Source organism: Pseudooceanicola sediminis (assembly GCF_003575965.1).
In the GTDB taxonomy this organism is placed as follows: Bacteria; Pseudomonadota; Alphaproteobacteria; order Rhodobacterales; family Rhodobacteraceae; genus Pseudooceanicola; species Pseudooceanicola sediminis.
Genome location: NZ_QWJJ01000003.1, coordinates 243,219 through 269,353 on the forward strand (window position 1 = coordinate 243,219; position 26,135 = coordinate 269,353).

At 63.0% G+C, this 26,135-nt stretch carries 23 protein-coding genes; 16 read left to right on the top strand and 7 right to left on the bottom strand.

The window, feature by feature from the left end; genetic code table 11:
- Positions 1-70: 70 nt before the first annotated feature.
- The 15 genes from ruvC (at position 71) to DL237_RS04855 (ending at position 15,059) form a co-directional block, all read left to right on the top strand.
- Positions 71-568 carry a crossover junction endodeoxyribonuclease RuvC gene (gene ruvC / locus DL237_RS04785; RefSeq protein ID WP_119397886.1) on the top strand — a complete coding sequence of 166 codons (498 nt, stop codon included), beginning with the start codon at positions 71-73 and terminating at the stop codon, positions 566-568.
- Complete coding sequence (gene ruvA, locus DL237_RS04790) at positions 565-1,251, top strand: Holliday junction branch migration protein RuvA (RefSeq protein ID WP_119397887.1); 687 nt, start codon at positions 565-567, stop codon at positions 1,249-1,251. Before ruvC ends, ruvA begins: the two co-directional genes overlap by 4 nt.
- A 55-nt stretch (positions 1,252-1,306) precedes the next feature.
- Entirely contained in the window at positions 1,307-2,353 is a 1,047-nt protein-coding gene (gene ruvB, locus DL237_RS04795; RefSeq protein ID WP_119397888.1) for a Holliday junction branch migration DNA helicase RuvB, read from the top strand.
- An 81-nt stretch (positions 2,354-2,434) separates the two neighbouring features.
- Positions 2,435-3,133 carry a hypothetical protein gene (locus tag DL237_RS04800; protein ID WP_233544870.1) on the top strand — a complete coding sequence of 233 codons (699 nt, stop codon included), beginning with the start codon at positions 2,435-2,437 and terminating at the stop codon, positions 3,131-3,133.
- A 124-nt stretch (positions 3,134-3,257) separates the two neighbouring features.
- Complete coding sequence (gene ybgC, locus DL237_RS04805; RefSeq protein ID WP_119397889.1) at positions 3,258-3,647, top strand: tol-pal system-associated acyl-CoA thioesterase; 390 nt, start codon at positions 3,258-3,260, stop codon at positions 3,645-3,647.
- 114 nt (positions 3,648-3,761) lie between these two features.
- Entirely contained in the window at positions 3,762-4,457 is a 696-nt protein-coding gene (gene tolQ, locus DL237_RS04810; protein WP_119397890.1) for a protein TolQ, read from the top strand.
- Position 4,458: 1 nt separating this feature from the next.
- Positions 4,459-4,938 carry a protein TolR gene (gene tolR / locus DL237_RS04815; protein WP_119397891.1) on the top strand — a complete coding sequence of 160 codons (480 nt, stop codon included), beginning with the start codon at positions 4,459-4,461 and terminating at the stop codon, positions 4,936-4,938.
- A 108-nt stretch (positions 4,939-5,046) separates the two neighbouring features.
- Positions 5,047-6,132, top strand: coding sequence for a cell envelope biogenesis protein TolA (locus DL237_RS04820; protein WP_233544871.1), 1,086 nt, complete (start codon positions 5,047-5,049; stop codon positions 6,130-6,132).
- 26 nt (positions 6,133-6,158) lie between these two features.
- Positions 6,159-7,472 (top strand): Tol-Pal system beta propeller repeat protein TolB, encoded by a 1,314-nt coding sequence (gene tolB / locus DL237_RS04825; RefSeq protein WP_119397980.1) that lies wholly within the window; start codon positions 6,159-6,161, stop codon positions 7,470-7,472.
- Positions 7,473-7,631: 159 nt separating this feature from the next.
- Positions 7,632-8,156, top strand: coding sequence for a peptidoglycan-associated lipoprotein Pal (pal, locus tag DL237_RS04830; protein WP_119397893.1), 525 nt, complete (start codon positions 7,632-7,634; stop codon positions 8,154-8,156).
- Between the two features lie 20 nt (positions 8,157-8,176).
- A complete protein-coding gene (gene ybgF, locus DL237_RS04835; RefSeq protein WP_119397894.1) occupies positions 8,177-9,052 on the top strand; it encodes a tol-pal system protein YbgF in 876 nt (291 codons plus the stop codon).
- Positions 9,049-10,302: a tRNA lysidine(34) synthetase TilS gene (gene tilS / locus DL237_RS04840; RefSeq protein WP_119397895.1), complete on the top strand. Its 1,254-nt coding sequence runs from the start codon at positions 9,049-9,051 to the stop codon at positions 10,300-10,302. Before ybgF ends, tilS begins: the two co-directional genes overlap by 4 nt.
- 80 nt (positions 10,303-10,382) lie before the next feature.
- Positions 10,383-12,305 carry an ATP-dependent zinc metalloprotease FtsH gene (gene ftsH / locus DL237_RS04845; RefSeq protein WP_119397896.1) on the top strand — a complete coding sequence of 641 codons (1,923 nt, stop codon included), beginning with the start codon at positions 10,383-10,385 and terminating at the stop codon, positions 12,303-12,305.
- A gap of 142 nt (positions 12,306-12,447) precedes the next feature.
- A complete protein-coding gene (locus DL237_RS04850) occupies positions 12,448-13,071 on the top strand; it encodes an MOSC domain-containing protein (protein WP_119397897.1) in 624 nt (207 codons plus the stop codon).
- Positions 13,072-13,382: 311 nt separating this feature from the next.
- Positions 13,383-15,059 carry a formate--tetrahydrofolate ligase gene (locus DL237_RS04855; protein WP_119397898.1) on the top strand — a complete coding sequence of 559 codons (1,677 nt, stop codon included), beginning with the start codon at positions 13,383-13,385 and terminating at the stop codon, positions 15,057-15,059.
- On the opposite strand, the gene pdeM is transcribed toward DL237_RS04855, so the two are convergent.
- From pdeM to DL237_RS04870, 3 genes are read right to left on the bottom strand one after another with little or no spacing between them, the layout of a single operon-like run.
- Complete coding sequence (gene pdeM / locus DL237_RS04860; protein ID WP_119397981.1) at positions 15,056-15,715, bottom strand: ligase-associated DNA damage response endonuclease PdeM; 660 nt, start codon at positions 15,713-15,715, stop codon at positions 15,056-15,058. The two genes, DL237_RS04855 and pdeM, sit on opposite strands and share 4 nt — an antisense overlap.
- A 10-nt stretch (positions 15,716-15,725) precedes the next feature.
- Positions 15,726-18,128, bottom strand: a complete 2,403-nt coding sequence (locus DL237_RS04865; RefSeq protein ID WP_119397899.1) for a ligase-associated DNA damage response DEXH box helicase — start codon at positions 18,126-18,128, stop codon at positions 15,726-15,728.
- A gap of 38 nt (positions 18,129-18,166) precedes the next feature.
- Positions 18,167-18,742, bottom strand: coding sequence for a MarR family winged helix-turn-helix transcriptional regulator (locus DL237_RS04870; RefSeq protein WP_119397900.1), 576 nt, complete (start codon positions 18,740-18,742; stop codon positions 18,167-18,169).
- 176 nt (positions 18,743-18,918) lie between these two features.
- On the opposite strand from DL237_RS04870, the gene DL237_RS04875 reads away from it, so the two are divergent.
- Entirely contained in the window at positions 18,919-20,469 is a 1,551-nt protein-coding gene (locus DL237_RS04875; RefSeq protein WP_119397901.1) for an MDR family MFS transporter, read from the top strand.
- Between the two features lie 103 nt (positions 20,470-20,572).
- Here the strand turns inward: DL237_RS04875 and DL237_RS04880 are convergent, their stop codons facing one another.
- The 4 genes from DL237_RS04880 to dprA all read right to left on the bottom strand — a co-directional run bounded on the left by DL237_RS04880 (position 20,573) and on the right by dprA (position 26,099).
- The gene (locus tag DL237_RS04880; RefSeq protein WP_119397902.1) at positions 20,573-21,199 is read right to left on the bottom strand and encodes a 3-oxoacid CoA-transferase subunit B; all 627 of its coding nucleotides are present in this window, start codon (positions 21,197-21,199) and stop codon (positions 20,573-20,575) included.
- A gap of 42 nt (positions 21,200-21,241) precedes the next feature.
- On the bottom strand, positions 21,242-21,940 hold the full coding sequence (locus tag DL237_RS04885) for a CoA transferase subunit A (protein WP_119397903.1): 699 nt from the start codon (positions 21,938-21,940) through the stop codon (positions 21,242-21,244).
- 155 nt (positions 21,941-22,095) lie between these two features.
- A complete protein-coding gene (gene topA / locus DL237_RS04890) occupies positions 22,096-24,786 on the bottom strand; it encodes a type I DNA topoisomerase (RefSeq protein ID WP_119397904.1) in 2,691 nt (896 codons plus the stop codon).
- A gap of 149 nt (positions 24,787-24,935) precedes the next feature.
- Positions 24,936-26,099 carry a DNA-processing protein DprA gene (gene dprA / locus DL237_RS04895; protein ID WP_119397905.1) on the bottom strand — a complete coding sequence of 388 codons (1,164 nt, stop codon included), beginning with the start codon at positions 26,097-26,099 and terminating at the stop codon, positions 24,936-24,938.
- Positions 26,100-26,135: the final 36 nt, after the last annotated feature.

Genomic DNA, 26,135 nt, shown 5'->3' on the forward strand with positions numbered 1-26,135 from the left:
CTGTTTCGTGCTAATTCGTTCTCAAGTCCTGCGACAAGGGCGGTAAAATTGGCAAAAGGCGGGGCGAAATATGCGGGTTTTGGGCATCGACCCTGGGTTGCAGAACCTTGGATGGGGCATGATTCGGGTCGAGGGCAGTCGGATATCCCACATCGCCAACGGCATTTGCCATGGCACGGGCGACGATCTGGCCCAGCGTCTGCTGGCATTGCATGTCGGTCTGACGGATGTGGTGGAACGGTTTCAACCCGATGCCGCGGCGGTAGAGCTGGTGTTCGTCAACCGCGACGGGGCCGGAACGCTGAAACTGGGGCAGGCGCGCGGCATCGCCCTTCTGGTTCCCGCGCAGGCCGGGCTGCCGGTTGGTGAATATGCGCCCAACAAGATCAAGAAGACCGTGGTCGGCGTCGGCCACGCGGACAAGAAACAGGTGGCCCACATGGTGCGATTGCAGCTTCCCGGTGTCGAACTGGCCGGGCCGGACGCGGCAGACGCGCTTGCCGTGGCGATCTGCCATGCGCATCACATGGGCTCGGGTCTGGCGCAGGCGCTGCGGAGGTCGGCATGATCGGCAAGCTTTCGGGGGTCATCGACTACAAGACACTGGACCACGTGCTGATCGACGTGCGCGGCGTCGGCTATATCGTCTACTGCTCGGATCGCACGCTCGCCGCGCTGCCGGGGCCGGGGCAGGCGGTCGCACTCTATACTGATATGCTGGTGCGCGAAGACCTGATGCAGCTGTTCGGCTTTCCCACCCTGATCGAAAAGGAGTGGCATCGCCTGCTGATGAGCGTTCAGGGTGTCGGCGCCAAGGCATCGCTGGCCATTCTCGGGGCGCTCGGCGCCGAGGGGACGGGCCGCGCCATCGCCCTTGGCGACTGGAACGCGGTCAAGGTGGCCAAGGGGATCGGGCCCAAGACCGCGCAGCGCGTGGTGATCGAGCTGAAGGACAAGGCCCCGACGCTGATGGCCATGACCGCGACACCCGCCGCCAGCCCCTCGGAGGACGTGATCGAGGAGGCCGCCACCGTCGCCGCCATGCCCGCGCCAAAGCCGAGGGCCAAAGCCGCAACCAAGGTCGACCCGAACGCCAACGCCCAGGCGGATGCACTCTCGGCCCTGACCAACCTCGGATACCTGCCGGGCGATGCGATGGCCGCTGTCGCACAGGCCGCCAACGAAACCCCCGACCTGGACACCTCGGCGCTGATCCGCGCGGCCCTTCGCCTGCTGGCCCCGAAAGAATGAGCGGCGTGCCCCCCGCCCCTTGCCCGCCCGCGCCCCGCGCGGATAGGAAGTGCGCATGAGCGAACCAGATCCCACCCTGCGCCCCGAGCAATTGCCCGAGGATATCGCGGCCGATACCCGTGCCCTGCGCCCGCAGACCCTCGATGATTTCATCGGGCAGGCCGAGGCGCGCGCCAACCTCAAGATCTTCATCCAGTCGGCTCGCCAGCGGGGCGAGGCAATGGATCACGCGCTGTTCCACGGCCCGCCCGGCCTCGGCAAGACGACGCTGGCGCAGATCATGGCGCGCGAACTGGGGGTGAACTTTCGCATGACCTCCGGCCCGGTGCTGGCCAAGGCGGGCGACCTTGCCGCGATCCTGACCAACCTCGAAGCCCGCGATGTGCTGTTCATCGACGAGATCCACCGCCTGAACCCGGTGGTCGAGGAAATCCTCTATCCCGCGCTTGAGGATTTCGAGCTCGACCTCGTGATCGGGGAAGGCCCTGCCGCGCGCACGGTCCGCATCGAATTGCAGCCCTTCACCCTGGTCGGGGCGACGACCCGCCTCGGCCTGCTGACAACCCCACTGCGCGACCGCTTCGGCATTCCGACCCGGCTGGAATTCTACACGGTGGATGAGTTGTACGAGATCGTCAGTCGCAACGCCCGCCTGATGGGCTGTCCCGCTGATCCCGAAGGTGCACGTGAAATTGCCCGCCGGGGCAGGGGGACGCCGCGTATCGCAGGCCGTCTGCTGCGCCGCGTCGTCGATTTCGCCGTGGTCGAGGGGGATGGCCGCATCACCCAGGAAATAGCCGATTCGTCGCTGACCCGCCTCGGGGTCGACAAGCTCGGTCTCGACGGGGCCGACCGCCGTTATCTGCGCATGATCGGCGAAGGCTATGGGGGCGGTCCTGTCGGTATCGAAACCCTCTGCGCGGCCCTGTCGGAAAGCCGCGATGGCCTGGAAGAGGTGATTGAACCCTACCTGCTGCAACAAAGTCTGATCCAGCGCACGCCTCGGGGGCGGATGCTGGGCCAGCGCGGATGGCAGCACCTTGGTCTGACCCCACCGCGCCCGGCGACCGCAACCGACCTGCCCGATTTGTTCGACGGCTAGCGCATTTGCGCTTTCCACTTGCAACCGGCCCGCGCCCTTGGAAAACAGCGCGCGCGAGCGAGCCGGGAAAAGGATCAGACCATGGCACAGGCCCCAGACGCACCAAAAGACTCACCAAAAGACGCACTGAAAACCGGCACACCCCAGCCGGACGCTGCGCAGATCGAGGGACTGTTCACCGACGCGGACGCAGGCTTCCGGTTTGCCCGCTGGGGCCGCCCCATCGTGCCGGTGATTTTCGGCGCGGCTGAGGATAGCCTGCCCGCCCTGAAAGGCGCGATCGAGGCCGTCGTTCTGGCCGCCGGTCACCATATGGCCGAGGCCGATCCCGATATCGGGGCCAACCTGATGATCTTTTTCCTGCGCGACTGGGATGAACTCTCCGGCGTTCAGAACATGGATCAGCTGGTGCCTGACCTTGCCGGCCTGCTGCCGCGACTGGCGTCGTCCGGCGCCGATCAATACCGCTTCTTCCGCTTTGATCAGACCGGCGCGATCAAGGCGGGGTTCGTCTTTCTGCGCATGACCGGCCCCCTGGCCGAGATGCCCGCTGCCGACCTCGGGATGGAGCAGGCGGTCAAGTCGATGCTGCTCTGGTCGCCACAGGCCTTTGCCGAACGCTCGCCTCTGGCCCGGATCGATACCACCGGGGCGACGGTGCTGCGTGCCGATATCGCCGCACTGCTGATGGCCGCCTACGACCCGATCCTGCCCGCCGCCAGCGGCGACGCGGTGCTGTCCCTGCGCCTGGCCGCGCGGGCCGGGCAATTGATGGCCTGACAGCACTCCCGCAGAACCATCGCTCCCCCCGGGGTCCGCCGGCGCTTGCCGTTCGCGCGCCCATCGGTTTCAGTGCTGTCGAACCACACCCGGACCCGGCCGCGCCACACCAAAGGATGCCATTATGACCCACCGCTTTGATCTGCGCGTGTATTACGAAGATACGGATCTGGCCGGTATCGTCTACTACGCCAACTACCTGCGCTTCATCGAGCGTGGCCGCACCGAATGGGTGCGCAGCCTCGGCATCGACCAGGTCGCGCTCAAGGCAGAGGAAGGGGTCGTGTTCGCCGTCCGTCGGCTTGAGGCCGATTACCTGGCCCCGGCGAAATTCGATGACGAACTGGTTGTCGAAACCACCCCCGCCGCCGTGACCGGCGCGCGGATTACCCTGCTTCAGGAGGTACGCCGGGCCGGCAATGTCCTGTTCTCGGCGCAGGTGACCCTTGTTGCGCTGTCGGAGACGGGTCACCCGGTGCGGCTTCCGGCGAATATCCGCCTGATGCTTCACTAGTTGGTGTCCGGGGCGGGTTTCCGCCTTATTCCATTGGCCATTCAACTCGAACTACTGTAATTTCCCGCCCAATCAGGTCGCATCAGACGGCCGAGGCGGAAAAGAGCAGGCTTAATGGAACCACAAACCCTCGCAATGGCGCAGGAGATTGATTTCTCCATGCTCAGTCTATTTGCCCGTGCAACGTTGACCGTGAAGATCGTGATGCTCATGCTCACTGTCGCGTCCTTCTGGAGCTGGTCCATCATCATCCAGAAAGTCATCGGCTACCGGCGGGCCCGCGCCGAGGCGACCGAGTTCGACCGCGCCTTCTGGTCCGGTGAACCCCTTGATGAACTCTACGACGAAATCGGGGCCGATCCCTCGGGGCGTTCCGAACGGATCTTTGCCGCCGGCATGACGGAGTGGCGCCGCTCGCACCGCTCCGACGGACAGATGATCGCAGGCGCACAGGCCCGGATCGATCGTTCGATGGACGTTGCCATCGCGAAAGAGGCCGAAACCCTGCAGGCGGGCCTGCCGGTGCTGGCCACCGTCGGCTCCACCGCGCCCTTCGTGGGGCTGTTCGGCACCGTTTGGGGGATCATGCACGCCTTCATCGGTATTGCGCAGTCGCAGAACACCTCCCTCGCCGTCGTCGCCCCCGGTATTGCCGAGGCGCTTCTGGCGACGGCTCTGGGCCTGCTGGCGGCCATCCCTGCGGTCGTCTTCTACAACAAGTTCAGCACGGATTCCGACCGCATCGTGGGCAGCTACGAAGCCTTTGCCGACGAATTCTCGACCATCCTCAGCCGTCAGCTGGATTCCTGATATGGCGGGTGGGGTCATGGTCAAATCCGGCGGCGGGGGCGGGCGTCGTGGGCGTCGCCATGGTGGGCGCGCGCGCCCCATGGCGGAAATCAACATCACGCCGTTTGTCGATGTCATGCTGGTGCTGCTGATCATCTTCATGGTCGCGGCGCCGCTGATGGTCGTCGGCGTGCCGGTCGAGCTGCCGAAGACCGCCGCCGCCGCGCTGCCCTCTGAGCAGGAAGAACCCCTGACCGTCACCGTGACGGCAGATGGGCGCATCCTGATCCAGACGGCGGAAACCGCGCCGGACGAATTGCTGAACAAACTTCGCGCCATTGCGTCGGAACGGTCGTCCGACCGGGTCTATCTGCGCGCCGATGGTGCAGTCCCATACGAACAGGTCGTTCAGGTCATGGGGGCGCTGAACAACGGTGGCTTCACGAACATCGGCCTTGTCACAGATACCGGCGGCCCGTCCTTCGGGGCCGGGGAAAACTAGGGCAGCGGCGTGCAGGCGGGTCATGTCATATCCGGCGCAGGTCACATCGCCCTGATCGGATGGTTGCTGTTCGGCAACCTGCTTTCTCCGCCTCCCGCGGAGGTGGACGTGCAACCTGTGTCCATCATCTCCGAGGCGGAGTTTGCGCAGCTTAACGCGGCCGTCCAGGCGCCGGGCGCCGAAACCGACGTTGCCGTGCCCGAAACCCCCGATGCCGCGGACCCCGCGCCCAACCCCCCGGCCGAGACCGAGGCCGCGCCCCCTGCCACGGCAGAACCCGCGCCTGAGGCCCCCGCGCCCGAGGCCGAACCACAGGTGCCGACCCCCACGCCCCCCGTGGCGGACGTGACCGACACGCCCCCCGATCAGCCAGAGACAGCCCCGACGCCCCCCGAAGACGTGGCAACCCTGGTCCCCGAGGACGTGCCCCTGCGCCCCGAGGCCCCCCCGACGCCGCGCCAGGCACCGCGCATTGCACCCGAACCGGTCGCGCCGTCTGAGCGTGACCTGCCGGTCGACGTCGATCAGCGCCCCGAGGTTGCGCCGTCCGAAGCCCCCGCAGAGGTGCCGCTGGAAGAGCAGAAGGAAACCGCGCCGCAGGAAAGCACGACCGAAATCGTGACCGAGGCCGACAAGCCGAACCGCGCGCCCACCACGTCGAAGCGCCCGCAGCTGCGGCCGCAACAGCTTGCCGTGGCCCAGCCTGAGCCGGACCCTGCGCCGGAGCCCAAGCCGGAACCTGACCCGAAACCGACGCCCGCACCGGCCGAAAAACCGGCACAGGACCAGGCCGCAATCGACAAGGCCCTGCAAGAGGCGCTCTCGGGGGCCTCCGGCACCGGCAGTTCGACGCCGCGTCAGGCCCCCGCCGGGCCACCGCTGACGGCGGGCGAAAAGGAATCCCTGCGCCTTGCCGTGCAAAGCTGCTGGGTGGTCGATCCCGGCTCGCCCGCGGCGCATGTCACGGTCACGATCGCTTTTTCGCTGGATCGCAGCGGCAAGGTGCTAGGTAATACACTGAAACTCGTCGGTTCGGACGGCGGCGATGCAGGGGCCGCACAGTCGGCATTTGACGCCGCCCGCCGCGCCGTATTGCGCTGCCAAAGAGAAGGCTACGCCCTTCCGGTCGACAAATTCGACCAATGGAGTGACATCGAAATGACATTCAACCCGGAGAAAATGCGGAACCTATGATGACACGCTTGACCAGGCCCAGCACCATGTTCGCCGCGCTGATCGCGCTGATGACCGCCTGCCTGCCCGGTGTGCTGACCGCACAATCCGGGCCGCTGCGGATCGAGATCACCGAAGGCGTGATCGAACCCTTGCCCTACGCCGTTCCCGCTTTCGTGCCGGAAAACCCGGCGGCGGGACAGCTCGCCGGCCAGCTCAGCCGGGTTGTCGCCGACGACCTGACCGGCACCGGACTGTTCCGTGAAATCCCCACCAGTGCGCATATCGGCTCGATCACCTCCTTCTCCAGCCCCGTGCAATATGCCGACTGGAAAGCCATCAACGCCGAGGCACTGATCACCGGTGCCGTGGCGGTAAATGGCGATCAGGTGACGGTGAAATTCCGCCTCTATGACGTCTTCTCCGGGCAGGAGCTCGGCTCCGGTCTGCAATTCAACGGCACGCAGAGCGGTTGGCGGCGCATGGCGCATAAGGTGGCCGATGCCGTCTACAGCCGTATCACCAGCGAAGATCCCTATTTCGACAGCCGCGTCGTCTACGTCGGGGAAACCGGACCCAAGGATGATCGTCGCAAGCGGCTGGCGATCATGGATTACGATGGGGCCAACGTTCAGTACCTGACCGACAGTTCCTCGATCGTGCTGGCGCCGCGTTTTTCGCCCACCGGCGACCGCGTGCTCTATACCAGCTACGAAAGCGGCGTGCCGCGCATCTACCTGCTTGACGTGGCCAGCGTGGGCCGTCGCGTCCTGAACACCGGCGCGGGCGACATGAGCTTTTCTCCGCGCTTCTCGCCGGACGGGCAGACCGTCGTCTACTCCGTGACCCAGGGCGGCAATACCGACATCTACCGCATGGACATCGGCAGCGGCCAGAGCACCCGCCTGACCAGCGCCCCCTCGATCGAGACCGCACCCAGCTTCTCGCCCGATGGATCGCGCATCGTGTTCGAAAGCGACCGCTCCGGCGGCCAGCAACTCTATATCATGTCCGCCAATGGAGGAGAGCCGGAGCGCATCTCGTTCGGTGAAGGGCGCTATGGCACGCCCGTCTGGTCGCCGCGCGGTGACATGGTTGCCTTCACCAAGCAGAGCAAGGGGCGCTTTCACATCGGTGTCATGCGCACCGATGGCAGCGGTGAACGCCTGCTGACGGCGTCCTTCCTGGACGAAGGTCCCACCTGGTCGCCGAACGGCCGCGTGATCATGTTCGCACGCGAAACCCAGGGCGCCTCCGGGGCCTCGTCTCTCTATTCCGTCGATGTCACGGGGCGGAACCTGAAACGCGTGCCGACCGAAGCCGGGGCGTCCGATCCGGCCTGGTCGCCGCTGCAACGATGATCCGGCAGGGGATCATGCCGGTGACGGGGGTGCCGAAATTGCACCGCCCGGATACCGTCAAGATACCGACGCTGGCACCGACACTGATTTCGGCGGGGGATTCCGCCCTCGCCGAACAAATGCTAAGATGATCGAAACATTTCAAACGAGGCGTATCATATGACCTACCTGGCAAAAGCCATCCTTCTCTGTGCCGGCCTCAGCCTTGCGGCCTGCACCAACGGCGACCGTTTCGGCGGGGCCAACGGCGGCGCAAACGGCGGTGCCGGATACGGCGCGAACGGCGGCATGGTGCCCGGCAGCGCCTCCGACCCGGCCTCGCCGCTGTACTTCCAGCAGAGCGTCGGTGACCGCGTTCTCTTCCTCGTCGACCAGTCAACGCTGACCGACGAAGCCCGCATGACGCTTGACGGCCAGGTCCGTTGGCTGACCGGCAACCCCGATTACAACGCGGTGATCGAAGGTCATGCCGATGAACAGGGCACCCGTGAATACAACCTTGCCCTTGGTGCACGCCGCGCCAATGCCGTGATGGAATACCTTATTGCAAAAGGGGTTAGCCCGATCCGGCTGAAAACCATCAGCTATGGCAAGGAGCGTCCGATCGCGATCTGCTCCGAAGAATCCTGCTATGCCAAGAACCGCCGGGCCGTCACCGTTCTGGCCGCCGGCACCGGTATGTGATCGAAGGGGGAGTTTGCAAGATGCGCCGGATATTGTTCACCGTCCTTTGCCTGCTGACACTGCCAGTCGGCACCGCCATCGCACAGGACCGCGATGAGACGCTGGCCGATATCCGGCAGCAGCTGACGACCCTGCACGTGCAGATCCAGAACCTCAAGCGAGAGCTGTCGACCACCGGAGCGACGGGCGGCATGGCGGTCAGCACGGACCCCCTTGAACGCCTGAACGCGATCGAGAGCGAACTGCGCCGTCTCACCGGCAAGACCGAGGAGCTGGAGCATCGCATCGAAAGCGTCGTGACCGACGGCACCAACAAGATCGGTGACCTGGAATTCCGGTTGGTCGAACTCGAAGGCGGTGACGTCTCCAAGCTGGGCACGACGACCACCCTGGGCAGCGGTACGGCCACCTCGGGCACGGCGTCCTCGACGGGGGGCGGCAGCCAGGCCGCCGTCTCTCCGCCGCCCGCGTCGGATGCGACACCTTCGACCGGTGCGACGTCGCCTGAACTTGCAATCGGCGAGGAGGCGGACTTTCAGGCGGCGCAGGAAAAGCTCGCCAGCGGCGATTATGCCGGGGCTATCAATGGCTTCGAGACGTTCAAGACGACCTATCCTGGCAGCCCACTTTCGCCGGCCGTCCAACTGGGGATGGGGCGCGCACTGGAAGGGCAGGGCGACACGAAGACTGCGGCCCGTGCCTACCTCGACAGTTTCTCGCTTGACCCGCAGGGGCAGACGGCACCCGTCGCCTTGTTCCGACTTGGCCGCCTGCTGGCCGAACTGGGCCAGACGAACGAGGCCTGTGTCACCTTGGGCGAAGTTTCCAAGCGCTTTCCGGGGTCCTCGACTGCGGAGCAGGCCAACGGGGAAATGCGCGCCCAAGGCTGTACGTGAGCAGAGCTGAAACGGCGCTACGCGAGGGCGTGGCCGCGCATTTTCCGCCCGGCCACGCCCGCCAGATCGGTATCGCGGTCTCGGGCGGCGGTGACTCGCTCGCCCTTTTGCATATCCTTGCAGAGATCGCTGCCGACACGCCGCTGACCCTGCGTGCGGTCACCGTCGATCACGGGCTGCGCGCTGACGCGGCAGAGGAGGCCGCAATGGTGGCCAGTATCGCGGCGGGGCTTGGAATCACGCATGAGACCGTCACCTGGACAGGCTGGGGGGGCGCGGGCAATCTTCAGGACCAGGCACGCCGCGCACGCTATGACCTGCTGAGCAGCTGGGCCCGGCAACACGATATCGAACAGGTTGCCATCGGGCATACGGCGGACGATCAGGCGGAAACCTTTTTCATGCGACTGGCCCGCGCCTCTGGCGTCGATGGCCTGTCGGGGATGCCCGTGCGGCGCCAGCATGGGGGCGTCACCTTCGTGCGGCCCTTGCTGGATCAGACGCGCGCCTCTCTGCGCAATTACCTGACGCACAAGGGGGTCGCCTGGATCGATGACCCCTCGAATGACGACACGCGGTTCGATCGCGTCAAGGTCAGGCAGGCACTCGAACACCTGCGTCCTCTTGGCCTCACGCCTCAGGTGATCTGCGAAACTGCGAAAAACCTCGCAGCAGCCCGTGCTGCCCTCGGCTGGTACGCCTGCAACGAGGCACGCCATCTGGTGCACATCGACGAAGGAGACGTGGTCTTTGCGCGCGCGTCCTTCGGTCAGCTCCAGCCCGAAATCGCCCGCCGTCTGCTGCAACAGGCGCTGGTTTGGGTCGCGGGCACCGAATACCCCCCCCGTCGCCGCGCCATTGCGCTGGCCCTTGCGGCGATCCGCGACGGCACCGGCATGACCCTGAATGGTTGCAAGATTGCGCTGACTAGCAAGAAAATCAGGGTTTTCCGCGAATATTCTGCGGTCAGATCCGTCGTGACATCGTCCGATCAGCCTTGGGATGGTCGTTGGCAGATGACCGGGCCGCACGCCAATGACCTTCGTATTCGCGCACTGGGCGAAGAGGGGCTGGCGCAGTGCAATCGGTGGCGGGAAACGGGGCTGCCGTTCAGTTCGCTGGCGGGCTACCCTTCGGTCTGGCGCGGTGATACACTGGTCTGCGCACCGCACGCTGACTTCGGGGAAGGATGGACGGCAACACTACTGAGAGACGGCGATGTCTTCTTCTCCGCGCTCCTTGTCCATTGAATGCTGCGTGATGAAACATATTTAACCCCGAACGGCCTTATGTTAGGCGCAAGATCACTTGTTTTGATTGGAGAGCTCACGTGGGCACCGCAAAAAACCTCGCTTTCTGGGCCGTGCTGCTTCTGCTGATCGTGGCACTGTTCAACCTTTTCAGCGGGTCAGGGAACACGCTGCAAAGCCAGAACCGGCCATATTCGCAATTCGTGACCGAAGTTGGCGATGGGTTTGTCAAATCCGCAACGCTGGATGGCGAAAAAGTCCTGTACCGCGGATCCGACGGTAAGGACTATGTGACGATCAAGCCGGAAGACGCCGAAGTCACCAACCTTCTGCTCGACAACAATATTCCCGTCAGCGCGAAAAGCCAGGAAGAGAGCGGCTTTCAGGCTTTCATCATCTCGCTCCTGCCGATTCTGCTGCTGATCGGTGTCTGGATCTATTTCATGAACCGGATGCAGGGCGGCGGCAAAGGCGGTGCCATGGGCTTTGGCAAGAGCCGCGCCAAGCTGCTGACGGAAAAGCAGGGACGCGTCACCTTTGACGACGTCGCCGGTATCGACGAAGCCAAGGAAGAACTGGAAGAGATCGTCGAATTCCTGCGTAACCCGCAGAAATTCAGCCGCCTTGGCGGCAAGATCCCCAAGGGTGCGCTGCTTGTCGGCCCTCCGGGTACCGGTAAAACCCTGCTGGCCCGCGCCATTGCGGGCGAGGCGGGTGTGCCCTTCTTCACCATTTCTGGTTCGGATTTCGTCGAGATGTTTGTCGGTGTCGGTGCATCGCGTGTGCGCGACATGTTCGAGCAAGCCAAGAAAAACGCCCCCTGCATCGTGTTCATCGACGAGATTGACGCGGTCGGTCGCCACCGTGGCGCAGGCTATGGCGGGGGCAATGACGAGCGTGAGCAGACCCTCAACCAGCTCCTGGTTGAAATGGACGGCTTTGAGGCAAACGAGGGCGTGATCATAGTGGCTGCGACGAACCGTCGCGACGTGCTCGACCCTGCACTGCTGCGGCCTGGCCGCTTTGACCGCCAGGTCACCGTCCCGAACCCCGACATCAAGGGCCGCGAAAAGATCCTCGGCGTCCATGCCCGCAAGACACCGCTCGGTCCCGACGTCGATTTGCGCATCATCGCGCGCGGCACGCCCGGTTTTTCCGGTGCGGACCTTGCGAACCTCGTGAACGAAGCGGCATTGATGGCCGCCCGTGTCGGTCGTCGGTTCGTGACAATGATCGATTTCGAAAGCGCCAAGGACAAGATCATGATGGGGGCGGAGCGCCGCTCCATGGTGATGACGCCTGCCCAAAAGGAAATGACCGCCTATCACGAAGCAGGTCACGCGGTTGTCGGCATGGCCCTGCCCAAGTGCGATCCGGTCTACAAGGCCACGATCATTCCGCGTGGTCAGGCCCTTGGCATGGTGATGTCCTTGCCGGAAATGGACCAGCTGAATTACTTCAAGGATGAGCTGGAGCAGAAGATCGCGATGACCATGGCCGGCAAGGCTGCCGAGATCATCAAGTATGGCGAAGGTACCGTCTCCAACGGCCCTTCGGGCGATATCATGCAGGCGTCAAACCTGGCGCGCGCCATGGTGATGCGGTGGGGCATGTCCGATCTGGTTGGCAACATCGACTATCAGGAAGCGGCTGAGGCATTCCGTGGGGGCGGCGGTGCCGGCGGCTTCTCGATCTCTGCCAACACCAAGGAGCTGATCGAGCAAGAGGTCAAACGTATCATCGACGAAGGATATCAGCGTGCCTATGGTCTGCTGTCCGAGCGTCACGATGAATGGGAACGCCTTGCGCAGGGCCTGCTGGAATACGAGACCCTGACCGGCGCAGAAATCGAACGGGTCATGAAGGGCGAGCCGCCCAGTTCGACCTCGGGTGAGGACGATAGCTCCAATTCGGGCAACGCGCCCTCCGTCGCGGCGATCCCCAAGACCAAGCCGCGCAACAAGCCGGACAGTGGCAGCCTGGAACCTGAACCCTCTGCCTGAAACACCGGGAAACACCGGGCGCATCGAAAAACGACAATGTCAGACCGGGGCCCAAGTGGCCCCGGTTTTCTTTTGCGCCTCGTCTTGCGCTTGCGGGGCGTCCCGGTCCATCTTGCCGGCGAGATGACACAAGGAGGTCCTGATGCCCGCCCTGATGCCGACTGAATACACCGCGCGCGTGACCTGGATTGGCGTTGTTGGCAACCGCGATGCGGCGCTGGCCTCTTCCGCGCTCAAGAGCGTCCAGGCGCTCTTTGACGGTCCCGTCGGAGAAAGCCATGGTGGTTTGACCCGGCCGTCTTGCAGTCGCGTGCTCAAGCAACATCCGCGCAACACCGAAATCCGAAACGTCCGTCAGTTTTCGATCATCTCGGCAGAAGAGCTTGCCGAGATCGCGCACCGGATGGAGCTTGCAGAGCTTGATCCCTCGCTGCTGGGGGCGACCTTGGTGGTGAAGGGGATCCCCGATTTTACCAGGGTGCCACCGTCCTCGCGTCTTCAAGGACCAGACGGAGTGACCCTGACCGTCGACATGGAAAACCGTCCCTGCACCTTGCCTGCGCGCGTCATCGAAGACGCCATGCCGGGATATGGCAAACGCTTCAAACCCGCGTCGCTTGGGCGGCGCGGGGTAACGGCATGGGTCGAACGTGAAGGGACTATTTCAGTGGGCGACGAAATGCGCCTGCACATACCGGATCAGCCGGTATGGTCTTGTCTCGGCAAGGCCCGACGAGGGAAGACAGACCTTGCCGAAACGACTTAGGCCTTAAACGACGGCCAAGACAACAGCGGCCAGCAACAGCGTGGCGGCGAAACTTGTATGGAACACAACAGCGGCAGCACTCATGACATTCTCCTTAGCAGCAAGAACAGCGTCTCTCTTGCAATACTAACAACCGGTAAACAGAATTGGTTCCATAGAGGTTTTCCTTACCTTTGAACTGGAACAGACGCAGAGGGCGCCTTGATTGGCGCCGCTTTCGGCAGATCCGGTTTGCAGGCGCCATTACCGGCGACCCCGCATGATCCACTTGCCCGCGCTATTCCGATAAATTTTACAGGACCGTATCGACCATGACTCAGCCGACGGATATCGAAATTGCCCGTGCCGCGACGAAACACAAGATACAGGCGATCGGTGCGCGGCTGGATATCCCGGAGGAGGCCCTGCTGCCATATGGACATGACAAGGCAAAGGTGGCTCAAGGCTTTATCGATGGGCTGACAGACCGTCCCAATGGCAAGCTGATCCTTGTAACTGCCATCACCCCGACGCCAGCGGGCGAGGGCAAGACGACCACCACCGTGGGCCTCGGCGATGGATTGAACCGCATCGGCAAACGCGCCGCGATCTGCATCCGCGAGGCATCGCTCGGCCCCTGCTTCGGGTTGAAAGGGGGGGCCGCCGGGGGAGGTCATGCGCAGGTGATCCCCATGGAGGACATGAACCTGCATTTCACGGGCGACTTTCATGCCATCACGTCAGCGCACAACCTGCTGTCCGCGATGATCGACAACCATATCCACTGGGGAAATGAGTTGCAGATAGATCAGCGCCGCGTGGTTTGGCGGCGGGTGATGGATATGAACGACCGGGCGTTGCGCGATATGGTGACATCTCTGGGTGGGGCGGCAAATGGGTTTCCGCGCCAGACAGGTTTTGACATCACCGTGGCCTCCGAAGTCATGGCGATCCTGTGTCTTGCCGATGACCTGGCAGACCTTCAGCGCCGTCTGGGCGATATCATCGTAGCCTACACCCGCGAGAAAGAGCCGATCCGCGCGCGGGATCTCAAGGCCGATGGAGCGATGACGGTTCTGCTGCGCGACGCGATGCAGCCGAACCTGGTTCAGACGCTGGAAAATAACCCTGCATTTGTGCACGGTGGTCCCTTCGCCAATATCGCGCATGGCTGCAACTCGGTGATCTCGACCCGGCTGGCGCTGAAGCTTGCCGATTACGTCGTGACCGAGGCTGGCTTTGGCGCCGACCTCGGCGCCGAAAAGTTCATGGACATCAAGTGCCGCAAGGCAGGGTTGGAACCTGATGCCGTTGTGCTTGTGGCCACGGTGCGGTCGCTGAAAATGAACGGTGGGGTGACAAAGGACGATTTGAGCCGCGAAAACCCCGGGGCTGTGCAGCAGGGCTGCGCTAACCTGACCCGTCACCTTGAAAACCTGCGGGGGTTCGGCGTGCCTGTGGTCGTGGCGATCAACCGCTTTACCGATGATACCGATGCGGAGCTGGACGTGCTGCGTCAGGCGGTCGAGGCTGAAGACACCGAAGTCTTCATGTGCAATCACTGGGCAGAAGGCTCTTCCGGTATTGAGGCGCTTTCCCATCGCGTTGCGAGCCTCGCCGATCATCGCGACACAGCGTTTACACTGCTCTATCCCGATGACATGCCGCTTTTTGAAAAGATCGAAACGGTCGCAAAGCGCATCTATCGGGCGGAAGGCGTCGATGCCGATGCCAGGATCCGTGGGCAACTGGCCGATTGGGAAGCGCAGGGGTTTGGCAATCTGCCCGTCTGCATGGCCAAGACCCAATACAGTTTTTCCGCCGATCCAGCTGCCCGCGGTGCGATCACCGGCCACCGGATACCCGTACGCGAGGTGCGGCTGAGCGCGGGCGCGGGGTTTGTCGTGGTGATCTGCGGTGACATCATGACCATGCCCGGGTTGCCACGCAGCCCCGCAGCCGAGGGGATCTGCCTGAATGGCGATAACCAGGTCACGGGGTTGTTCTAGCGCGGCATGGGGATGGCGCGCGCCACAGGGCCTGTCAGTACGGCAATGGCGCTGCGTCCCATCAGGCTGCCGAGCACGCTGCCATGGCTGTGCAGCCCGCCAGTGTAGGTGCCAAAGGCAGGCATGATGACACGTGCTGAATCAATCAGGAAACTGGGCCGTGCGCGGCCGCCCGTGCGTTTGATTGCGGCCTTGGGGTGATAGTGGCCCGAGATTTCGCCAGTCGCTGTGGTCTGCGCGATATGTCGAAACGACAATGGGGGCTTGCTCATGTCTGCCAGATGGGTGCCGCCCAGACCGACAGGGCCCGGATCATGGTTGCCCTCGATCCAGATCCATTCCCTTCCTGCCTGCAAGCGCTGCAACCAGATGAGGGTCGGGCCATCCAGGGCTCCGGCAGCGGCGGCATCATCGAAACTGTCACCAAGGCAGATCACCTGGTCGGGTGCCAGTGCGTCGATCTCCTCCTCCAGCCGCTGGAGGGTATCCTGAGTCTCATAAGGGGGAAGGGCGCTGCCGCCTCGTCGTGCGATACGTTCGGATTTCCCAAGATGCAGGTCCGAAACGCAGAGCGTGCGCTGCGCGGGCCAGTAGAGCGCGCCTGAGCCGCGTGCGATCAACGCCTCACCGGACAGCGTGAAGGCGTAGCCCTGCAACGGTGCGGCCTCAGACAAGGCCAGCCTCCTGCATCAGGCGCTCGGCCTCCTGTGCCTCCAGCCGGGCGCGGCCTTCGCCCTCGATAGGAACCTTGCCGATTTCCATGAACAACGGTGCGGCCAGCGGGGAAACCCTCTCCAACCGCAAGTGATCGATCCGGCCCGCGACCCGTTGGGTCATTTCCACGATCCGGCCGAAATCGACCAGGCCACGCATCGCCTCCTGCCGCGTGATCTCCATCAGCAGATGATTGGGGTCATATTTCAGCAAGGTGTCGTAGAGGATATCCGAGGAAAACGTCGCCTGTCGCCCGCTTTTCCGGGTCGATGGGGTATTGCGCTGAATCAGCCCGGCAATGGTTGCGGCGCCACGAAAGGTGCGCTTCATGACCGCGTTTCCGGCAAGCCAGCCATCCAGCCCGTTCCGCAGGGCGACAGGGTCGAAAAGAGCGGTGGGGTCCAGCACCTCCTCCAGTCCCCAGATCAGCGTCGCGTAGTCGGTCGAAACAAAGCCAAGCGGGGCGAGGCCCAGTTCCTCCATCCGTTTTGTCAGAAGCAAGCCGAGGGTCTGCATGGCATTGCGTCCGGCAAACCCATAGATGCAGACATGCATCCGACCATCGTGCGGAAAGCTTTCGACCAGCAGTCGCCCAGGTTCGGGCAGGCGCGACACCTCGCGCTGAAGGGACAGCCATTGCGATGTGTGGCGGGGCAATTCTGGCCAGCTGTCCTGCTGGAACATGCGCAGGATCCGCTGCGACAATTGCGTGGATGTGGCAAATTTCGTCCCGCTGAACACGGCGACCTTTGGTTTGCGCCCGCCATCACGGCTGACCTCGACGGTCATTTCGCGCAGAGATTCATAGCGCACGATCCTGCCGCCGATCAGAAACGTGTCACCGGGCGTCAATGAGGTGGCAAAGCTTTCCTCGACCTCGCCCAGAGGCTTGCCGCCGCCGCGTTTCAACCGGACCTTGAGCGTGTCTGTATCCTGGATCGTGCCGATATTCATCCGGATCAGCTGGCTGGCGCGGGGGTCGCGCAGATGCCAGCGACCATCGGGGGCCTGTTTCAGGCGCTGCCACTGATCATACGCCCGCAACGCGTAGCCGCCCGTGGCACAGTAATCGAGGCAGGCGTCGAATTCGTTGCGCGCCAGATCGGCATAGGGGCCGGCAGTGCGCACCTCATCGAAGAGGTCCTCTGCTGCAAAGGGACCGGCGCAGGCGGCAATCAGGATATGCTGACACAGGACGTCACGCGGCCCTGGGCCGCGCGGATCGCCATCCAGGTCGGCGGCGACAACCGCCTCCAGCGCGGCTTCGCATTCCACCACCTCGAACCGGTTGGCAGGCACCAGCAGCGCCTTGGAGGGGGCGTTATAGCGGTGATTTGCGCGGCCGATACGCTGGACCAGCCGCTTGACGTTCTTTGGGGCACCGACCTGGATCACCAGATCGACATCGCCCCAGTCGATCCCCAGGTCCAAAGACCCTGTGCAGACGACCGCGCGCAGGCGCCCTTGCACCATCGCGCGTTCCACCCGGTCCCGCTGTACCTTGTCGAGAGAGCCGTGGTGGATGCCGATCGGCAGGCCATCGTCGTTTGCCAGCCAGAGGTTGTGAAAAAAGATTTCGGCCTGGGCGCGCGTGTTGTGAAAGATCAGGGTGATGCGGTGTTGCCTGATCTGTTCCAGCACATCGGGGATCGCGTAGACGCCACCACCGCCCGACCATGGCGGCGGCGTTTCGGTGTGCAGCATCCGGATATCTGGTGCGGGGCCCGGATCGGCCATCAGGATGTGACAGGGATCAGGATGGCGCGCCAGGAACCCGGCGAGTGCGGGCGGATCTTCCACGGTCGCCGACAGTCCGACACGTCGCAGACCGGGGCATAGCCGTTCCAGCCGGGCCAGCGCCAGCATCAGTTGATCGCCTCGCTTGCTCTCAGCCAGGGCATGGATTTCGTCAACCACCACCCGCTTTAGCCCGGCGAACATGCGCGGGGCATCGTCGTAGGACATCAGCAGTGCCAGGCTTTCTGGTGTGGTCAGCAGGATGTGGGGCGGATCCGCGCGCTGCCGTCTCTTGCGGCTGGACGGGGTGTCGCCTGTGCGGTCCTCGATGCGGATCGGCAGCGCCATCTCGGCGACGGGCGTTTCCAGGTTGCGCCGGATATCTGCCGCCAGTGCCTTCAGCGGCGAGATATAGAGCGTGTGCAAGCCGTCATGCGGGTGGTTCGCCAGATCGATCAGCGTCGGCAGGAACCCCGCCAGCGTCTTGCCCCCTCCGGTTGGGGCAATCAGTAACAGGGCGGGGTCGTCGGCGCGCTCCAGCATCTCCTGTTGATGTGGGTGCACCTGCCAGCCATGGCTGGCAAACCAATTGGAAAATGTTTCGGGGAGCGACCTCATGGGAACAGAGATAGGCCTCGGCCCCCAATTTGACGAGCCTAGCCCGAGAGTTTTTGCAGCTTGTCGCGCAGTTCTGCGATTGTCGGGGCCAGGCGTGTCTGCCCCTTGTCGGCCGCTTCTTCCGACCAGGATGAAAACCGCTCGAGGAGGGGCAGGAATGTTTCGATTTCCTCGGCTGTCCAGCCTTCCAGATAATCGCCCAGAATCAGGAACTTGATCGTACGAACGGCGTCAACCGTCGCGCGGCCCTTTGGGGTAAGCTCGACAATGGTGCGTCGTGCATCTTGTTGACTGACACCACGGGCCAGCAGCCCCTGGTTGATCAATTCAGACACCAATCGCGACGCGCGTGAGGGATCGATGCATAGCCGCGTCGCGATGGTGGAAACCATCGTTTCGCCCTTGTCGGCGCCGAATTCGTTTGACGGGGCCCAGGTGGCAATCAGCACGTCGAGCTTTGGCAAGTCGATGTCGAGACCCAGTTCGCTTAGCGCCATGCGCCCCAGTTCGCGGGTGCCGACGCGACGCCGCCACTGCTGAAGGATCGCATCGATGACCAGCGCCTTGTCGGTGACGGCCGCAGGTATCCCGGCGTGGGACAGAAAGTCGGCCATATCTTCGTCTCGCGTACTGATCGGACTACCCTCCGGTTGAGGCTGGAACTTGCATGCTATTGACATGCTTATGCCGCGCGCACATATTCATTTCAAACAATTTTATCAAGTCTCAACCTGTGTTCACACAGCTTTGCTGCTGGGCTGCCTGAGGTTTTCGAAAGTACTGACGCAAAATGATATCTCCAAAAGACCGCGCGGAAACCACGACCGCAGCGCAGGACATTCCTTCGCCTGACAGTCGCAGGCTGCGCGTTGTACTGCTGACCGTCGCGCTGACGCTTTTCCTCGCTTCGACAGGACAGTCCATCGTATCGACGGCACTGCCGGAAATCGTGAGTGATTTGGGTGGCTTGTCTTATATCACATGGGTTGTCACGGCCTACCTGTTGTCTTCGACCATAGGGGCGCCTATCGCCGGTAAACTGGGCGATATGTACGGACGCAAGATCGTGTTGCAATGCGCGATCGTGATCTTTTTGCTGGGCGGCGCGATTGCCGGCATGGCCTGGAACATGCCGGTGCTGATTCTCGGGCGGATTATCCAGGGTTTGGGTGGGGGCAGCCTGATCGTGGTATCGATGGCGGTGGTTGCAGATGTTCTGCCACCGCGTGAACGCGCCCGCGCGCAAGGCACACTTTCGGCGGTCTTTGGCGTCTCGACTGTTCTGGGGCCGCTGGTCGGGGGCTTTCTGGTGCAAAGCGTTGGCTGGCACTGGATCTTTTTCGTCAACCTGCCCTTCGGTGTCGCCGCCTTTGTCGTGCTGACACGGACGCTGGCAGCCCAGGCGCAAACAGTGCGTCACAAGATGGATTACCTTGGCGCGGTTCTTTTGATGTGTTTTCTCAGCGCGCTCGTTCTGCTGGCGAACCTGGCTGGCACCATCCTGCCCTGGGGCTCCGTTGCGACGCTCGCTCTGATGGGGCTGACCGTTCTTTCCCTTGCCGCATTCCTGCTCAACGAAGCGCGGGCCAGCGAACCCGTGATGCCGCTCTTGTTGTTCAGGGTCCGCAATTATCAGGTCGCCAACAGCGTCAACTTTCTCGTCGGCATGGCGATGTTCGGTACGATTTCCTTCGTTCCGATGTTCCTGCAAGTGGTGAAGGGCGTCGAACCGGCGCGCAGCGGCCTCTACCTGATCGCGATGATGGCCGGGCTGATCGGCGGGTCATTTTCAGCGGGCCGTTTCATGACGCGCACCGGACGGTACAAGTTTTTGCCGCCCTTGGCGACGGGATTGCTTTGTATTGCTCTGATCGCCCTGTCCCGGATCGGACCGGAAACACCATTGTGGCAGATCGCGGCTAACCTTGCCTTTGTCGGCATGGGGATCGGGCCGAATCTGAGCGTGGGTGTCGTGTCGATCCAGACGGCTATTCCGCGCGAACATCTGGGCGTCGGTACGGCAAGCGCCAATATGTTCCGATTGACGGGCGGTGCCGTTGGCACGTCGATTTTCGGAGCGGTGTTCAATCATGGCATGGCCCTGCACGTGCAGCCCTTGATGCCGCAGCTGGAGCGGATTCAGGACCTGACCACCAGCATCATTGCGCAGCTTGAACCGATCGCCCGCGCCGAAGTCGTCCAAGGGTTTTCGAACGCGATTTCACCGATGTTCCTGATCGGCGCTGTCGTCGCAGCCCTTGCATGCCTCATCTCTCTGCGCCTGGTTGAGCTGCCTCTGGGGGCGGGCAGCTCGCAACGCGGCAGCGCGCCGGCGGAATGAACGCCGCCGCTCTCTCCACTCGGTAGACCTCGCTCGCACGGCAACGGAAAAGGCCCTGCCGGTATCGCCAGCAGGGCCTTTTCGCCTAGGCGATTGATCTTGCTCAGACGAGTGTGGCCTGAGTTGACGCTCGCATCTCTTCTTCGCTGACCCCGTCGGCCAGTTCGACGATCGTCAGGCCGCCCTCGACGACGTCTAGCACCCCGAGGTTGGTGATGATGCGATCGACCACGGCGCGCCCTGTCAATGGCAGAGTGCATTCCTTCAGCACCTTGGAGTCGCCGTGCTTGTTGGTGTGGTCCATTACCACGACGACCTTGCGCACCCCTGCGACCAGATCCATTGCGCCGCCCATTCCCTTGACCAGCTTGCCCGGAATCATCCAGTTCGCCAGGTCACCGTTCTCGGCCACTTCCATCGCGCCAAGGATTGCCATCGCAATCTTGCCGCCCCGGATCATGCCGAAACTGGTGGCACTGTCAAAATAGGCAGTCTGGGGCAATTCGGTGATCGTCTGCTTGCCCGCATTGATCAGGTCGGCATCCTCGGTGCCTTCGACAGGAAAGGGGCCCATGCCCAACATGCCGTTTTCCGATTGCAGGGTCACTTCGACGCCCTCGGGGATGTAATTCGACACGAGCGTCGGAATACCGATCCCCAGGTTCACGTACATCCCGTCTTCAAGCTCTTGCGCCGCGCGGGCGGCCATCTGGTCTCTGTCCCAAGGCATGGCGGTCCTCCTCAAATCTCAATGGGTCTGTCTGACAGGGCGTCAGGCCGCAGGGCGGGTGGTGCGTTTCTCGATGCGTTTTTCATGCTCACCCTGAATGATACGGTGAACGTAGACGCCGGGCAGGTGAATCGCATCGGGGTCAAGGCTTCCGGTCGGCACGATCTCTTCGACCTCGACGACGCACATCTTGCCGCACATGGCAGCGGGCGGGTTGAAATTGCGGGCGGTCTTGCGAAAGATCAGGTTTCCAGTCGGATCGGCTTTCCAAGCCTTGACGATGGAAAGATCTGCGACGATCCCCCGTTCAAGCACATACTCCTGACCGTCGAAGTCCTTGGTTTCCTTGCCTTCTGCGATCACGGTGCCCACACCGGTCTTGGTATAGAAACCCGGAATGCCCGCGCCACCGGCACGCATCCGTTCGGCCAGTGTGCCTTGCGGGTTGAATTCCAGCTCAAGTTCGCCAGACAGATACTGGCGCATGAATTCGGCATTTTCCCCCACGTAGGAGGAGATCATCTTTTTCACCTGGCGCGTCTGCAAAAGGATGCCGATCCCGAAATCATCCACTCCGGCGTTATTGGAGGCAAAGGTCAGATCCTTGGTGCCTGCGTACTTGATGGCGCTCAATAGCAGCTCCGGGATACCACAGAGGCCAAAGCCACCTGCCGCTATGAACATGCCATCGAACAGCACGCCATCCAGTGCTTCGGCAGCGGAATCGAACACCTTTTTCATAAATTCCTCCAATTTATTTTCTACTTTCTGACGTCGCGCGCAGCTCATGTCAATTTATTGCCGCAGCATGGCAAGGAGTGCCGCAACGCAGAAACGGCCCCGGAGTCCGGAGCCGTTTCTGGTCATCGAAAGCGCAGTTCAGATCGAGCGTTGCCCTATTCGCTATCTTCGGCGGCCTCTCCGGAAGGCTTGGTCGCCGTCTTCTTGGCCGCTGTTTTCTTCGGCGCGGCCTTGGTGGTCTTGGCCGCTGATGTCTTGCCCGTCGTGGCCTTTTTTGCGGCTGGCTTCTTGGCAGGGGTCTTAGCCGCCGCCTTTTTCGCTGCGGGTTTCTTTGCGGCGGCCTTGCGGGCAGGTTTCTTGCCGGTCTTGGCGGCTTTTTCGGCAATCAGTTCGACTGCTGCCTCCATCGTCAGGCTCTCGGGCTCCACATCGTTGGGCAGGGTCGCGTTGATCTTTTCCCACTTCACGTAGGGGCCGTATCGACCCGACATGACATTGACCGGTCCGCCGTGTTCTGGGTGCTCGCCCAGCTCTTTCAATGGCTTGGCGGCCTGACCGCGACCGCCGCGCGCCGCTTTCTGCGCCAGCAGTTCAACCGCGCGGTTCATGCCGACCTCAAAAACCTCGTCCACGTTGGCCAAGTTCGCATAGGTCTTGTTGTGCTTGACGAAGGGGCCATATCGCCCGATCCCGGCCTCGATGACTTCTCCGTCTTCGGGGTGCGGGCCGATCTGGCGTGGCAGGTTAAGCAACGTCAGTGCCTTTTCCAGATCAATGGAATCAACTTCCCATCCCTTTGGCAGAGAGGCGCGCGGGGGTTTGGGCACCTCCTCGGTGGCATCGCCACGCTGCACGTAGGGGCCGAAACGACCATCGCGAAGCGTGATCGCCTCTTCGTTGTCGTAGCCGAGGATCTTGCCGTCCGGGCCGATCGAATGACCTTCGGCGCCCGGCGGACCGAACGGGCGGGTAAAGCGACATTCAGGATAGTTGGAGCAACCGATGAAGGCGCCACCAGACCGCGCCGTGCGCATTGAAAGCCGCCCCTGGCCACAATTGGGGCAAAGGCGGGGATCGCTGCCATCGCCGGTCGGCGGGAACAGATGCGGTTCAAGAACCTCGTTGATTTTCTCCAGCACGTCCGTGATGCGCAGCTCGGATGTCTCTTCGATGGCAGCATGGAAATCGCGCCAAAAGCGTTTCAGGACATCCTTGTAGTCACGCTCGCCCGCTGAAACGTCATCAAGCTCGCCTTCAAGATCTGCGGTAAAATCGTATTCGACGTACTTGTGAAAGTAGTTCGACAGGAAGGCGATCACCAGACGCCCCTTGTCCTCGGGGATCATCCGCGACTTGTCCGTGCGCACGTAACCGCGATCCTGAATCGTGGTGACGATGCTGGCATAGGTCGACGGGCGGCCGATTCCCAGCTCTTCCATACGCTTGACCAGCGTCGCCTCGGTGTAGCGGGGGGGCGGTTGGGTGAAGTGTTGATCGGGCGTGATGGTCTTTTTCTTTGCCGGCTCGCCCTGGCTGATCTGAGGCAGGCGATTGTCGTCGTCGTCAACGACTGCGTCGTCCTTTCCTTCCTCGTAAACCCTTAGAAATCCGTCGAAAATCACCACTTGCCCAGTGGCGCGCAGCTCGACCTGCTGGTCGGCGCTGGTGATGTCGACGGTGGTGCGCTCCATGCGGGCGCCCTCCATCTGACAGGCCAGCGTGCGCTTCCAGATCAGATCGTAAAGCTTTCGCTGATCCGCATCGGTGATCTTCAACGCGGCGGCGTCCTTGGTCATCTCGGTCGGACGGATACACTCGTGCGCTTCCTGCGCGTTCTTGGCCTTGTTCTTGTAGACCCGCGGGCTGGAGGGCACGTATTCCGCGCCATAGCGTTCCTTGATCGCATCGCGCGCGGCCGTGACGGCCTCGGGGGCCATGTCGATGCCGTCGGTCCGCATGTAGGTGATCAGGCCGGCCTCATACAGGCGCTGTGCCGCGCTCATCGTCTGGCGTGCACCCATGCCGAACTTGCGGCTTGCCTCCTGTTGCAGGGTCGAGGTCATGAAGGGCGGCGAGGGATTGCGGGATGCGGGCTTGGCCTCGACCGAGGCGACGGTCAGATCGCGCGAGGTGATGGCCTGTACGGCAAGCTCGGCTTTCGTTTCGTTTTCAATGGAGTAGCGGTCGAGCTTGTCGCCACCCAACACTGTCAGGCGGGCTTCGTATTCCTGCCCACGCGGGGTCGTCAGGATGGCCTTGACCGTCCAGTATTCACGGGCGCGAAAGACCTCGATCTCCATCTCGCGCTCGACGATCAGGCGCAGGCAGACCGATTGCACGCGACCGGCCGACTTGGCACCGGGCAGCTTGCGCCACAGCACCGGAGACAGGTTGAAGCCGACGAGGTAGTCGAGGGCGCGGCGGGCCAGATAGGCCTCGACCAGCGGGGCATCGACCTGACGCGGGTTCTTCATCGCCTCGGTCACGGCGGTCTTGGTGATGGCGTTGAACACGACCCGGCTGACCGGGGTATCGGCCTTGATCGCCTTGCGCTTGCGCAGCGTCTCCTCCAGGTGCCAGGAAATCGCCTCTCCCTCGCGGTCGGGGTCGGTCGCGAGGATCAGGGCATTGTCGTCTTTCAGGGCATCCGCAATCGCCTTCACGTGTTTGCGACTGTCCGTTCCGACCTCCCACAGCATCTCGAAGTCGTTGTCCGTATCGACCGATCCATCCTTGGGGGGCAGGTCCCGGACGTGGCCGTAAGAGGCGAGAACGGTGTAATCGGAGCCCAGATATTTGTTGATTGTCTTGGCCTTAGCCGGGGATTCCACAACAACAACGGGCATCAGAGTTCCTTTCGCATGGCGGCTCGACTCGAAGATCGCGCCTTGGCGGCGGAACATGTGGGGCCTGTGGGTGGCTTGTCAATGGAGACAATCCAGACCGGGCGCAAGCCCCCGCCACGGTGGCTGGCGGGGGCTGCGACTGGCCAGGATCAGGAAAGCCGGGCGATGAAGCCGCCTGGTTGCCGTTCGATACGGCCCTGAAGTTCAAGGTCGGTGAGGGCGGGCATGACGCGTCGCGCCGGGCTGGCGATGTCGCGCAGCAGCTGATCCTCGGGCAGCGGCGAGGGGCCGAGGCGGTCGAGAATGACGGCGTGCAGATCCCGGATGTCGCGTGGGGATCGGGGCGGGGTGGGGGCATTGCCGGGGTGGGCAGATCGTGTCGGGGCAGGGGGGCGTGGCGCATTGGCACGATTTTCACCAGTTGTACCAATGGCTTCGATCACGTCGTGGGCACCGCGCACCAGGGTGGCACCGTCCCGGAGCAGCATGTTGCACCCGGAGGCGCGGGCGTCGAATGGATGGCCGGGCACCGCCAGCACCTCTCGTCCCTGATCGAGTGCGTTGCGGGCGGTGATGAGAGAGCCGGACTTGGCCGCGGCCTCGACCACGATGACGGCGCGGGCCAGGCCGCTGATCAGCCGATTGCGCAGAGGAAAGTGGCGGGCCGTGGGCGACAGACCGATGGGCTGTTCCGACAAACGCAGGCCATTTTGCAAGATCGTGTTTGCCAAGTCACTGTTTTCAATAGGGTATATGGTATCGACACCCCCGGCCATCACGGCGACCGTGCCACTGTCCTGGCTGGAGGAATGGGCCGCGGTGTCGACGCCGCGGGCCAGGCCTGACACGATTACAAAGCCTTCGGACGCCAGGTCTGCGGCCATCGAACGTGCCATGCGCAGCCCGAGGGAGGAGGCCATGCGAGATCCGACAATGGCGATCATCGGGCGCGCAAGAGCGGCATCATTGCCCATGATCCAGAGGCAGGGTGGCGGATCGGAGAGATCCAGCAATTGTCGCGGATAAGCCGGGTCGCCAAGGCAGATCAGCCGGGCACCACAGGCGTCACCCTTGGCAAGCTCTTGTTCTGCATCAGGTTTTGGGAAGGGAGTGTATTTAGTCAGCCCTGCCGCACGGGCCATGTCGGGCAGCGCATCCAGCGCCGCAGCGGCGGTGCCATGCTCGGCCAGCAGGCGATAGAAGGTCGCGATGCCGACGCGGTTCGATCGCAAGAGACGAAGCCACGACAGCCGTTCATCTTCCGTGGTGGGTGGGAGTGGGGGGTGAGTGGAAGGATGTGTATCCACGACCATCGTGACTCCGCCTGCTTGCAGAATCGTTTTACCGCT